Source organism: Proteus sp. fly-1067 (assembly GCF_040139345.1).
GTDB classification, from domain to species: domain Bacteria; phylum Pseudomonadota; class Gammaproteobacteria; order Enterobacterales; family Enterobacteriaceae; genus Proteus; species Proteus vulgaris_B.
Window position 1 is genome coordinate 1 of sequence record NZ_JBEEUL010000248.1, and the last position, 537, is coordinate 537.

Below are 537 nucleotides of genomic sequence, written 5' to 3' on the forward strand. Positions count from 1 at the left end.
CTCATTTGCAGTAATTTCCACATTTAAGCTATCAAGTTCTTTTGTCGCATTAAACAGCGCTTCGATGACCATTGGTTTTAAAAATTTACTCAATAGTAAGGGATCTTTAGCACCGAGTTTAAAATGTTTATTAAATTCTGCTGATGCTAATGAATAGTGAGTTTTGCAGGGCGTTTTTCCATCGCTAATAATGTGAATATCTTTGAAACCGGTGAACGGTAAAATTAGCCCATAACGATAGTAATGTTGTTGTTTTGTCCCTTTTGTAGTACGCGTTCGTTCAGTATATATAATGTTATAGAAATAAAATGATGTTTATATTTCAGCTAAAGATCGATACTCCCATTCAATTTCTCTTGAACAGTTGCCTCTTTTAAACTGTTCAAAATCATTAAGCATTGTTTTAACGTTCCCGTTATGAGTAGGGTGGCAATTAAGCTTATTATCAAGTAGCCCCCACATTCGATAAATATCTCTATTTAATTGAGGAATATTACTTTCTCTTCCCCAAATGTCGAGTAATGAAAAAAGACCAAC

General features: G+C 33.5%; 1 protein-coding gene. It reads right to left on the bottom strand.

Features of this window, described 5'->3' with window-relative positions:
* Positions 1-315: 315 nt before the first annotated feature.
* A partial coding sequence (locus tag ABN217_RS20245) for a hypothetical protein (protein WP_349460004.1) occupies positions 316-537 on the bottom strand: 222 nt, incomplete at its 5' end.